General features: G+C 39.6%; 8 protein-coding genes. 6 read left to right on the top strand and 2 right to left on the bottom strand.

Going from position 1 to position 12,276, the window contains the following annotated elements; genetic code table 11:
- Nucleotides 1-617 precede the first annotated feature (617 nt).
- A complete protein-coding gene (gene dnaK, locus ACE1AT_RS10070; protein ID WP_374867819.1) occupies nucleotides 618-2,579 on the bottom strand; it encodes a molecular chaperone DnaK in 1,962 nt (653 codons plus the stop codon).
- Between the two features lie 241 nt (nucleotides 2,580-2,820).
- On the bottom strand, nucleotides 2,821-3,564 hold the full coding sequence (gene grpE / locus ACE1AT_RS10065) for a nucleotide exchange factor GrpE (RefSeq protein WP_374867873.1): 744 nt from the start codon (nucleotides 3,562-3,564) through the stop codon (nucleotides 2,821-2,823).
- A 503-nt stretch (nucleotides 3,565-4,067) separates the two neighbouring features.
- Between grpE and ACE1AT_RS10060 the strand changes: the two genes are divergently transcribed.
- The 6 genes from ACE1AT_RS10060 to ACE1AT_RS10035 all read left to right on the top strand — a co-directional run bounded on the left by ACE1AT_RS10060 (nucleotide 4,068) and on the right by ACE1AT_RS10035 (nucleotide 12,276).
- On the top strand, nucleotides 4,068-6,080 hold the full coding sequence (locus ACE1AT_RS10060; protein ID WP_374867817.1) for a GspE/PulE family protein: 2,013 nt from the start codon (nucleotides 4,068-4,070) through the stop codon (nucleotides 6,078-6,080).
- Nucleotides 6,081-6,200: 120 nt separating this feature from the next.
- Complete coding sequence (locus ACE1AT_RS10055; protein ID WP_374867815.1) at nucleotides 6,201-7,328, top strand: type IV pilus twitching motility protein PilT; 1,128 nt, start codon at nucleotides 6,201-6,203, stop codon at nucleotides 7,326-7,328.
- Nucleotides 7,329-7,415: 87 nt separating this feature from the next.
- Nucleotides 7,416-8,636 (top strand): type II secretion system F family protein, encoded by a 1,221-nt coding sequence (locus ACE1AT_RS10050; protein ID WP_374867813.1) that lies wholly within the window; start codon nucleotides 7,416-7,418, stop codon nucleotides 8,634-8,636.
- A gap of 93 nt (nucleotides 8,637-8,729) precedes the next feature.
- On the top strand, nucleotides 8,730-9,299 hold the full coding sequence (locus ACE1AT_RS10045) for a hypothetical protein (RefSeq protein WP_374867811.1): 570 nt from the start codon (nucleotides 8,730-8,732) through the stop codon (nucleotides 9,297-9,299).
- A gap of 248 nt (nucleotides 9,300-9,547) precedes the next feature.
- Nucleotides 9,548-9,904: a hypothetical protein gene (locus tag ACE1AT_RS10040; protein ID WP_374867809.1), complete on the top strand. Its 357-nt coding sequence runs from the start codon at nucleotides 9,548-9,550 to the stop codon at nucleotides 9,902-9,904.
- A 23-nt stretch (nucleotides 9,905-9,927) separates the two neighbouring features.
- Entirely contained in the window at nucleotides 9,928-12,276 is a 2,349-nt protein-coding gene (locus ACE1AT_RS10035) for a hypothetical protein (protein WP_374867807.1), read from the top strand.

Genomic DNA, 12,276 nt, shown 5'->3' with positions numbered 1-12,276 from the left:
AAAGGTGAAAGTTAAAAGGTAGAAAGCAGCTATGCAGTTATAACTTCGTAGACGCACAAGACTTTAGGCGTCAACTCTATTGAGTTGCAACTTCCTCTAGAAATCATGAGACGAAATATCGCCCCAAGAAGTTTGGGCAGACAGAAGGCAGAAGGCAACAGTTAAATTTTCTTAATAATATAATTTTACCTTTTACCTTTTATATAAATCACCAGCAAGTTGCCAGCAACAGGTACTTTCTTCGTAAAGCAGTGCCAATTGCAGAGCCACTGCGCCCTTGGAGGTTCCCTAGCCAGTGCATTAGGCGACAAGCCGCCCAATGCACTGGGGATTCCGTTGTTGCGACTGCCGTAAAAAACGACAAAAGCTTTGGCCTGAAGCTGTCTCTTTTACAATTGTGCTACGTATAAGAGCAAAACTCTGCCCATCAATTAGAGGGGCTAGCCGCACTTATAGGTGTGGAAAACCCCCCATGAATCTGATGACAAAGCAAATCATTTCTATAATTTAGCAAAAAAGATAGCGGTTAGTTTGTTGGTGGCTGGTAGTTTTTGGGTGTTTGGAAGAAACTGTGAACTTTGTTATCTAAACCTATAAACACGGTAATAGGTCGATGTTTACTCTATGGCTTCATAATCAGCATGTAGAGTATTTTCGTCTTCAAAATTAAAGTTAAATTGCGGTGTCAGCGTGCTATGCAATGGTTCAGATTGTTCAGGACTAGAAGAACTCTCTGGATATGAAAGAACATCATCCGTTTGACCATCGTTAACACGATTGTAGACTTCAGCCCCAATGCTAAATAGAGTTTGCTGGAAATCTTCTAAGCGCTGTTTGAATTCTGCAACAGAAATGCTTGATTCATAAATTGCTGCTTGGAGATGAGCAAGTTTTTCATCTGCCAAACTTTTCATCTGTTCGCCAATCAAGTTGCCATTATCTTTGAGTGTTGATTCGTAACTGTACAACAAATTGTCCGCTTGGTTTTTCAATGCTGCTATTTGTATACGCCTTCTGTCTTCTTCAGCGAACACTTCAGCCTCTTGTCGCATCCGTTCAATTTCGTTGCTGCTTAAGCCACCTGTGTTGGTAATCCGAATACTCTGCTCTCTACCTGTACCTTTGTCTTGGGCAGAGACTTTCATGATACCGTTGACATCGATTTCAAAACTAACTTCGATTTGCGGTACACCACGAGGCGCAGGGGGAATTCCTGTGAGTAGGAATTTGCCCAAGCTTTTGTTATCTTTTGCCATCGCCCGTTCACCTTGAAGGACGTGTATTTCCACAGAGGTTTGTCCATCAACCGCTGTGGAAAAAATTTGAGATTTACTGGTGGGAATTGTGGTGTTACGTTCGATGATTTTGGTGAATACTTCTCCTAAAGTTTCAATTCCCAGTGACAGGGGTGTAACATCCAATAAAAGCAGATTATCAACTTCGCCACCCAGCACCCCAGCTTGGATAGCGGCTCCGAGTGCTACTGCTTCGTCTGGGTTAATAGAGCGATCTGGTGTTTTGCCGTTAAAAAATTTAATTAAGGCATTTTGGACAGCAGGAATACGAGTAGAACCCCCTACCAAAATAATTCGATCAATATCTTGTGGTTTGAGGTCTGCGTCTTTGAGTGCTTGCACCATCGGTTTGATGATGGCTTCTATGAAATGACCCGTCAATTCTTCAAATTTGGCACGAGCGAGTTCCATTTCTAAATGCTTTGGGCCTGTTTCATCCGCAGTGATAAACGGCAAGTTAATTGAAGTACTCATCATGCTTGAGAGTTCAATTTTTGCCTTTTCTGCTGCTTCCCGCAAGCGTTGCAGGGCCATTTTATCTTGAGAAAGATCGATTTTTTCTTGTTGTAAAAATATATCTATCATCCAACGGACGATACAGTTATCAAAATCGTCTCCACCCAAGTGATTATTACCACTCGTTGCTTTGACTTCAAACACACCATCCCCTAATTGCAGGATGGATACATCGAAAGTTCCACCTCCCAAATCAAAGACTAGAATTAACTGTTCTTGGTCTTGCTTATCTAAACCAAAAGCTAAAGCGGCTGCGGTTGGCTCGTTGATGATCCGCAGTACTTCAAGTCCAGCGATTGTACCAGAATCTTTGGTTGCTTGTCTTTGAGCATCTGTAAAATAAGCAGGTACGGTAATTACTGCTTTTGTTACTGGTTCACCCAAAAAGTTTTCCGCATCCTGTTTAAGTTTTTGTAGGATCATCGCGGAAATTTCTTGTGGTGTGTAATTACGTCCACGAATTTGAACATCAACAGTATCATCTCGACCTTTGACACAGTTGTAAGGTACGCGATCGCGTTCTGCATCTGTGTCATCCCAGCGACGACCTATGAAGCGTTTTATACTGTAAATTGTATTTTCAGCATTTGTTACAGCTTGGCGCTTTGCCAGTGAACCGACCAAGCGCTCACCACCTTTGCCAAAACCCACAATACTAGGAGTAGTTCGTCCGCCTTCTGAATTGGCAATGACAATTGGTTGACCACCTTCTAAAACTGCGACGCAACTGTTGGTAGTGCCTAAGTCGATCCCAATAACTTTTCCCATATATCTCGATATTTTTATTGAATATTTTTTACTCGAAGTATAAGTAACAGCTTTTGGGGGACAGTTGTTTCAGTGGTGTTGCTCCATTGATAACTGTCCCTCCGTAAGCATTTCCACTGAGGAAGGCGACAAAACTTCGGGCTTTATATTTCGCGGACTACCTTTTGTACGTTTTTATACGCGATAATCGCCTATTTTAGTCATTGGTCAATTGACAAAGGACAAATGACGACTAATTTAACTATGTTACTGGAGGAGACTGATTTTCCTCTGAAGATGGGGTATCTTCTTTAGGAGCAGCCACCTTAACCATTGCATGGCGTAGCACGCGATCGCCCAAGTAATATCCGCGTACTAACTCTTCTAACACTGTTCCTTCAGGATATTCATCCGTAGGTTCGCGCATAACTGCTTCGTGTAGGTTGGGATCAAATGGTTGTCCTTCGGGACGCATGGGTGATACACCTAAGCGCTTCAGGCTATCTACTAGTAATTTGTAAACTCCTTGATAACTTTTGTGAATTCCCATTTCCCCATCGTTTTGGGGTTTGATTTGCGATCGCGCCCGCTCGAAATTATCGACTACTGGTAGCAATTCATTAATTGCATTCCGCTTTGCTTGCACTTCTAGATCCTCTTTTTCTTTGATTGTGCGTTTGCGGTAATTTTCAAAATCTGCCGCAATTCGCATATACTGGCTGCTACGTTCTTCTAACTGAGCTTTGAGAGATTCGATTTGTTGATTCATCTGTGCTGATGCAGCCGTATCAACTGTAGTTGTCTGATTACCAGCAACCCCATTTTCTTGGCTGGTTGTAACTGTGTTTTCAGATACGTTATTTTCGGTTGTCACTTCGTCTGTCGCCTCGGTGCCAGGTTCGTTGGCATTGATTGGAACTGAGGAGTCACTATTCATTGCTTGCTTGACCTCTGTTGGTTCACCCACTTGCTGACTTGTGTTGTTTATCTGTTTATATTCGTCCATCATTATGTACTTATCCCAGATACTTGATCCGACAATTTATCGCCATCTTTGCAGTCATGCATTAAACCTCTTGTAGAAATCGAGAAAAAGTTAAGGAGTAAAGGTTGAAGAATGAAAAAACCTCTGCCTTTGAGCCTTGACCCTTGCCCTACAAGAGTGCAAGAAGTAGTCTATTGCTAGAGATGGCAATAGTAGGCGCATTTTTTTGCCGATATCTTCTGGAATTGATATCACCGTCATCTATTTTGACAAATGCTGGACATATTAGTGCAGATACTGATGTTAGTAGTCTGTCAATTTTCAATTTATAGGGGAAAGGGGAAAGGGGATCAAGGATCGGGGAAAGGAGACAAGGGAAGGGAGACAAGGGAGAATTATTTAACAAATATCTTCCCGATCCCCGATCCCCGATCCCCAATATTTTTATTTATTTAAGTGAGTATGTAAATTCTTGTTCAGAGCTTGGGAATACTCTATTCAGAGATTCCCTCAATAGCTGATTTATGACTAACTCGTCACCACAACGGCGTAGTACAGCTCTGTCTACCAGAGTAGAATTTTCGCCCTTCGGCAACAAACTTGTGCAATCTGGCTTTGTTAATAGCGAACAGATGAGACAAGCGCTGATTGAAAGCCGCAAGTCTGGTATCCCTTTAACAGAAGTACTCGAATCAATATCGGGGCGGCAATTATCACCAGAGTTACTGAGACAGTATAAAAAACAACAGCTATTTGAACTTAAAATACTTTACGGCGTAGAATCCCTCGATCCGGAAATTAGTTCAGTAGGCAACACAACAGTAGCCCATCTGATTGATAGTCTCATCCCAATTGATATTTGTCGTCGTCACCGCTTAGTGCCACTGTCGAAAAACGAGGATCAAAACCCACCCTCTGTTTTGGTGGCGATGGTCGATCCAGATAATCTAGAAGCTTCGGATGACTTAAATCGGGTTTTGCGTCCCCAAGGTCTGGCTTTGCAGCGCATGGTCATTACCCAAGAAGACTACCAATTGTTGATCAATGTATACCTCGATGATTTAGCTGTTCGACAAAAGCATTTAGAGCAAGAAAAATATACAGACATTAATCAAGATTTAGAAAATCTAGACAACCTCAACCTAGACGAAGCTCCAGAAGAATCCGAAGCTGACTTGGGAGCAGCGATGAAAGGTGCTGAAGATGCTCCTGTGATCAGTCTGGTTAACAGAATTTTGGCAAAAGCATTGCATGAGAAAGTATCTGATATTCACATAGAACCCCAAGAAGAAAACTTACGTATTCGCTTTCGTAAAGATGGGGTGTTACGGGAAGCTTTCGACCCTTTGCCAAAAAAAATTATTCCTGCTGTGACTGCGCGGTTTAAGATTATCGCCAGTTTAGATATTGCAGAACGACGCTTACCCCAAGACGGACGGATTAGGCGATTGTTCGAGGGACGTAAGGTAGACTTCCGTGTTAATACCCTACCTAGTCGCTACGGGGAAAAAGTTGTACTGCGAATTTTGGATAACTCTGCAACTCAACTAGGTTTGGATAAGTTAATTACCGATCCAGAGACGCTACAGATTGTCCAGGAAATGGTTAGTCGTCCTTTTGGGTTAATTTTAGTAACTGGACCAACAGGTTCTGGTAAGACAACTTCACTATATTCGGCACTAGCAGAAAGAAACGAGCCAGGAATCAATATCAGTACTGTAGAAGATCCAATTGAGTACAGCTTGGCGGGAATTACTCAAGTACAGGTGATTCGGGAAAAAGGGTTAGATTTTGCCACTGCATTACGGGCATTTTTGCGGCAAGATCCAGATGTGCTGCTGGTGGGTGAAACAAGGGATAAGGAAACAGCAAAAACGGCGATTGAAGCAGCATTAACTGGTCACTTGGTATTGACGACTTTACATACTAATGACGCCCCTGGTGCGATCGCTCGTTTAGGGGAAATGGGTATTGAGCCTTTCATGATTTCCAGTTCGCTGATCGGCGTTTTAGCACAGCGTTTGGTACGGCGTGTTTGTGCTGACTGTCGCATTCCCTACACACCCACAGTAGAAGAACTTGCTCGCTATGGTTTGTCAGCTTCCCAGGAAGTAGGAATAACCTTTTATAAAGCTAATACTCTGACCGCAGACCAATTTCAAGAAGCCAAAACTCAAGGTCATTTATGTCCAACCTGTAATGGCGTAGGCTACAAAGGACGTTGTGGCGTCTATGAGGTCATGCGAATCAGCGAAAATTTGCAAACCCTCATTAACGAAGAAGCACCGACAGAACGCATCAAAGAAGTAGCAGTAGAAGAGGGTATGAAAACCCTACTGGCGTACAGCTTGGACTTAGTACGTCAAGGTTCAACCACCCTAGAAGAAGTAGAACGAGTCACCTTTACTGACACAGGTTTAGAAGCGGAATTAAAAGCTAAACGCAAAACTAGTCTTACCTGTAGGACTTGTAATGCTGGGTTACAGCCTGAATGGTTGGATTGTCCATATTGTTTGACGCCTCGTTTTCAGGATTAGTCATTCGATTTTGGATTGACTCCAATGTGTGGAATTTGCTTGCTCTCTACCCTCAAATAAGTATCAGTTATTGGTCATTTTCAAGCCACTAACAAATAACAAACAACAAAGGGAAAAAATATGGAAATGATGATTGAAGATTTAATGGAGCAAATGATTGAAATGGGTGGTTCGGATATGCATTTATCTGCTGGTTTGCCACCATATTTTCGTATCAGTGGTAAACTGACGCCCATTGGAGAAGAGCCTTTATCTGGCGATCAATGCCAAAGATTAATTTTTAGTATGCTCAATAACTCCCAACGAAAAACATTAGAACAAAACTGGGAGTTAGATTGTTCTTATGGTGTCAAGGGGTTAGCACGTTTCCGTGTCAATGTCTATAAAGAACGCGGTTCTTATGCAGCTTGTTTGCGAGCATTAAGTTCTAAAATTCCTAACTTTGATAAATTAGGTTTGCCCGATGTAGTAAGAGAAATGTCGGATAAACCTAGAGGATTAATTCTAGTTACAGGTCCAACTGGTTCTGGAAAAACAACGACACTAGCGGCGATGATTGATTTAATCAACCGCACACGAGCAGAACATATTTTGACAGTTGAAGATCCGATAGAGTTTGTTTATGAACCAATCAAAAGTCTTGTCCACCAAAGACAATTGGGCGAAGATACAAAAAGTTTTGCCAATGCTTTAAAAGCTGCTTTGCGGGAAGATCCAGATATTATTCTTGTGGGAGAAATGCGGGATTTAGAAACTATTTCTTTAGCAATTTCTGCTGCTGAAACTGGGCATTTAGTATTTGGTACTTTACACACTAGTTCAGCAGCGCAGACTGTTGACAGAATTATTGACGTTTTCCCCCATGAAAAGCAAACCCAGGTCAGAGTACAGTTATCTAACTCGCTAGTAGCAGTATTTAGCCAAACTTTAGTTCCTAAAAAGAATCCTAAACCTGGTGAATTTGGTCGGGTGATGGCACAGGAAATAATGATCATAACTCCGGCTATTTCTAACTTGATTCGTGAAGGCAAAACAGCACAAATTTATTCGGCTATTCAAACTGGCGGCAAATTAGGTATGCAAACTCTGGAGAAGGTTTTAGCTGATTTATATAAAGCAGGAACTATCTCTTTTGAAGCAGCAATGTCTAAAACTTCTAAGCCAGATGAAGTGCAACGTCTTATTGGCCCTGCTGCATCACCTGCTGCTGGAAAAGTCGCTACTGCTGGAACTGTAAAAGCACATTAAAAATTTTGTTATCTGGATTTTTCCAGTATTTCTTAAACAAGCAACTAACAACTAAATTATTAACTTTCATACGGATAGAGGAAATTCATGCCTGCATTCGTTGCTCGTGTTCGGGATTCGCAAGGGAAATCAAAAACAGAAAAATTATTTGCGAAAAATTTGGCAGAAGCACGTACAAGACTTAGACAGCAAGGATTTGTTGTCCAAGAATTAAAAAAATCTGAAGGTTTGGGAAATTTTGATCTGAAAAAATTTCAGACTTCATTAGTCAAGGTTTCAGTTAAGGATAAAGCTGTTTTTTCTCGTCAATTTGCGGCTTTGGTGAATGCAGGAGTAGCTATTGTTAGAAGTTTGGGAGTACTGTCTGAGCAATGTAGTAATCCTAAACTTAAACAATCTCTTGTGGATATTAGTAATGATGTCCAAAATGGGATAAATCTTTCGGATGCAATGCGTAAGCATCCTGATTGTTTCGATGGATTATATGTCAGCATGATTCAGGCTGGTGAAGTTGGTGGTGTGCTAGACGAAGTCTTAAATCGATTAGCCAAGTTATTAGAAGATGTGGCTCGTTTACAAAACCAAATTAAATCAGCGCTTGCTTATCCAGTAGCAGTTAGTATTATTGCAGTCTCTATTTTTGTGGGGATGACGGTTTTTCTAATTCCTATATTTGCCAAAATTTTTGATGAATTAGGAACAGAATTACCTCCGTTAACTCAATTTATGATGTTTTGTAGTGAAGTTCTGCGGAGTTGGCGAATTTTTGTGTTTGTTGGATCTTTAATGGCAATAGCATTTGCTTACAAACAATACTATAAAACCCGTATTGGGAAGGAAACAATTGATCGTCTTTCCCTAAAAATGCCGTTGTTTGGTGACTTAATTCAAAAGTCATCTGTTGCTCGTTTTAGTCGTACTTTTGGTGCTTTGACTCGTTCAGGTGTACCAATTCTGACTTCTCTAGAAATTGTGCGAGATACTTCTGGTAATCAAGTTGTTTCAAATGCGATTGATGGAGCGCGGGCAGAAATTCAACAAGGAGGAATGATTAGCATCGCCTTACAAAAAGAGCAAGTTTTTCCGCCTATGGCGATTCAAATGATTAGCATTGGTGAAGAAACTGGTGAATTAGATGGCATGTTAATGAAAATAGCTGATTTTTACGAAGATGAAGTAGAGCAAGCAGTCAAAGCACTCACCAGTGTTTTAGAACCAATTATGATTGTCGTTTTAGGAGGAATGGTTGGTACTATTTTGATGTCGATGTATTTGCCTTTATTTAAAGTGTTTGAAAAGCTGGGGTAATCAAAAAATCAGGATAAAGGATGAAAGATAAAATTATTTTTTCATCCTTAATTAAAAAGTTTAAATAATAATTTAAAATTCATAATTTTAATCATGTTTATCAAAAAATCATATTATGAAACTAGTTTAGCGGAATACAGTAATCATATTGGTGCGATCGCTTTACTCAAGCAACATCGTCCATACTTAGAAATGATTCCTAGCCTACGTCGTCCAGACGAAAGCATCATCACTATACCTTTGCCAATTGTGCGTTTGCGTGGGGAAGCAACAACCACAGGTAAAACTATTTCTCTACCCTGTGATGTCGCAGTTTTGATGTGTGATCCTGAATGGAAAATTAAAACAGGAAGCGAAATTCTTGTCTTTATTCATCGTCCCCATGAAGATTTTTCTGATTTTTTAGGACGTTGGCGACAAACACAAATTTGGCTGGATCAAGACTATGAATGGTTAATGTCCTCCCGCTACCAACATATTTTAAGCGAGGGGACAAATACTATATATCCTCTGTTTGTCGTTTTCCCAGAGACATTAGAACGGATCAAGCGGGGTATATTAGGCGCTGATTTACCGTTTGTGGTGCAAACACCTGGATTGATTTTGGATGAAGAAGAAGAGGGATTGGGGATTGGAAATCGGGGATCAGGGATTGGGGATTAGGTTGTCTTTTGAAGTATTCGACACTTTATATCAATCAAACGGTCTGCTTAAGCAGATTTTAGCTATGAGACTGCGATTTTAATCGTAGGCGGGATTTTTTGAATATTTGAAATGCTTTGGTAAACTACGCTCAACTATGTGAATGATATAAAAATTTTATAATTCTTTTATTTAACTTTAAAGCTATATTCAATACTTTTACGGGAACAATAAAACCATCGGCGATAAAGCATTAACATTACATACCGATGGATAAAATTGAACATCTTTTCCAAACATCTGTTGAACAGTTGGTGAGAGAGATTGTTGCAGTTAATCATGCTTGGAAAGCTATACGGGAATTATTTGGTGATGATTCTCCTCTCTCTACTTCAACACGAGATTTAAAAACTTGCTTGCAGGTGCGGTTATTAAGAGAACATGCTCCTGAACAAGTTTATCTAGTTAAGGATTCAGTTGAATCTAATCAGGTAGGTGAGGAAATTTACAGTTTGCAACTACGGGAGAAAGTAGGCGATCGCTTATATGCAGAACACCTTCCTGTGAGAGTAGCGAAAGAATTTCTCACAGAGCAAGAATTACGTAAATTTACTAAATATCAATAAATATAAATTAAAAGAGGGGCTATATGGAAATACTCAAAATTTGGGACATCATTTGGGATAATACTCTTTTTCACTACGCAACAGCCATAGTATTAATATTCGCAATTTGTGTTGAGTTATATAGCGTGTTTCGTTATTGTTTGAAGTTTCGCACAACTCAAACTGCTATTAATATTTTAGAGCAATGGCGGCTAAAGGGTAAAAATTCAAATCCTAAAGAGGATATCCGTGATTGGTTAAAAAAGCATTTAGGAACTTATGAACTGGATAAAATTCAACGCAGAAATAACAAATATTTCCTGATTACATATCCAGCCATTTTATCTAGTCCTGTACCGCGTAGTTCTCTTCGTTTTGTCACTACTCTTTGTACCGCTATTGGTGTTTTGGGAACATTTTATGGTATTCAACAAGGGCTACAAGATGTAAATTTTGATACTAGAAGTATTGAACAGTTAATGCCTGCTATTAAACAATTAATTGCAGGTATGAAAACAGCTTTTTCTACATCATTAATGGGACTTGGTTCTGGTAGTATTTTTACCCTAATTTTATTCGCCACCGATTCTATAAAACAAAATCAACGTGACGGGCTGCGTGAAAAATTAGATGAGATAACTACTCAAGAAATAGCAGCAGATCAAGAAGCAAATAGTCTGCAAGCGGTTGTTAATAATTTAAATCGTGTTGCTAAAAACTTATCTGGGCTACAACCACCAAGTGCAGAATTAATTGGAGAAGCAATTGGTCAGCAAATACGAACAATTCTTTTACCGGGACTGAGAGCTATACACCAAGAGCAGCGTCAGACAAGAGAATTACAGGAAAATCAAGGACAGAGAGTTTTAGAGAACCTAATTCAAGATTTACGAATTCAGGTATTAGAACCAATAGTAGTTAGGCTTGATAAAAGTGCAGATTTAACAGAGAAAGCATCTGAATCAGTTCTTACTCTTCATCGAGATTTAGGAACATCTATCACTACAATTCAGAATTTTCAGCAACAAACATTGACGCAACTTAAAGAGTTTACTAACGACTTAAGTCACACTCTCAGTCAATTTCAAACAGAGACAAGAGGTGTTTTAGGACAAACAGCAGTAGAAATAAATCGTGCGGTTAATCAAAGTATTGAAGGAATGACAGCACAAAGAGCCGCATTTCAAGAAAGTGCTGAAAATGCAGCCGCAACATTTAGAGGAATTAGAGAAGAGTTAGAAGAAGCTTTGCGACACCGAGCAGAAGTTGAACAAGAAATGCTACAAGTTACCCGCACTGGAATGATTAATATTCTTTCTCAAGCTCATACTGCTTTTCGTGAGCAAAATAGTGTTTTAGAAACGACTGGAAATCAAGCATCTTCTTTGATGAATGGTGCTAGAGATAACTTACTTGATACTTTAGGAAATATTGATCACACACTTAGTGCTTGTAATCAGACAGTTCAGCAAGGTTTAACATCATTTCGTGAAGAGTATCAAGCACATCTACACAACTTTTTTGAACAAACAGCAGTAGAAATAAATCGCGCACTTGATCACAGTATAGAAGGAATGACCGCACAAAGAACCGCATTTCAAGAAAGTGCTGAAAATGCAGCCGCAACATTTAGAGGAATTAGAGAAGAGTTGGAACAAGCTTTGCAACAACGAGCAGAAGTTGAACAACAGATGCTACAAGCTACCCGTACTGGAATGATTAATATTCTTTCTCAGGCTCATAGGTCTTTTCAGCAGGAATTACAAACTACTGGAAATGAAGCATCTTCTCTGATGAATAGAGCCAAAGAGAACTTACTTGTGACTTTGGGAAATATTGATCATAAACTTATCGCCTGTCATCATACGATTGAGGAAAATTTAACAGCATTCCGTGAACAATATCAAGCAAATTTGCATAACTTTTTTGAAGAGCAAAATAATCTTCTAGAAGAAACACTAGGAGAACAGAGAGATGGTTTATCAGGAGTGGTAAATCATCTCAATAATGTTTTTAAAGAAGAATATCAGCGTAGAAGAGAATTATCTGACCAATTTCAAAAAGATATGAACTTAGTCAGTGATACTACTCAAGAAGTGAGCAAACTTGCAAATACTGTAGGAATTAATTCAAATCAACGACTACTACAATTACAAGAAATTGCTCGTGAAATTGGAACTCAAGTTAAAGATATACAAAGTCAGTATCGAGAATTATCTGAAAGTTTTGAAAGTTCATTAAATGCTTGGAAAAATCATTTTGAACAAACACAGACTCATTTTTTCAAAGAAGCAGATACTGCATTAGCTCAAGTTTGTCAAAACTTATATCATTCTGCTGATGTTCTAGTCAGAGCTACTGATCACCGTAACCAATTCAACGGGAATCATTAA

It is taken from the genome of Pelatocladus sp. BLCC-F211 (genome assembly GCF_041928655.1).
Lineage (GTDB): Bacteria > Cyanobacteriota > Cyanobacteriia > Cyanobacteriales > Nostocaceae > Pelatocladus.
The sequence above is the reverse complement of the archived record's forward strand: the minus strand, read 5'-3'. Positions and strand labels throughout refer to the sequence as shown.

Excerpts from the sequence above, each read along its gene's own strand:
- dnaK (WP_374867819.1), bottom strand. The coding sequence starts at position 2,579 with ATGGGAAAAGTTATTGGGATCGACTTAGGCACTACCAACAGTTGCGTC.
- grpE (WP_374867873.1), bottom strand. The coding sequence starts at position 3,564 with ATGGACGAATATAAACAGATAAACAACACAAGTCAGCAAGTGGGTGAA.
- ACE1AT_RS10060 (WP_374867817.1), top strand. The coding sequence starts at position 4,068 with ATGACTAACTCGTCACCACAACGGCGTAGTACAGCTCTGTCTACCAGA.
- ACE1AT_RS10055 (WP_374867815.1), top strand. The coding sequence starts at position 6,201 with ATGGAAATGATGATTGAAGATTTAATGGAGCAAATGATTGAAATGGGT.
- ACE1AT_RS10050 (WP_374867813.1), top strand. The coding sequence starts at position 7,416 with ATGCCTGCATTCGTTGCTCGTGTTCGGGATTCGCAAGGGAAATCAAAA.
- ACE1AT_RS10045 (WP_374867811.1), top strand. The coding sequence starts at position 8,730 with ATGTTTATCAAAAAATCATATTATGAAACTAGTTTAGCGGAATACAGT.
- ACE1AT_RS10040 (WP_374867809.1), top strand. The coding sequence starts at position 9,548 with ATGGATAAAATTGAACATCTTTTCCAAACATCTGTTGAACAGTTGGTG.
- ACE1AT_RS10035 (WP_374867807.1), top strand. The coding sequence starts at position 9,928 with ATGGAAATACTCAAAATTTGGGACATCATTTGGGATAATACTCTTTTT.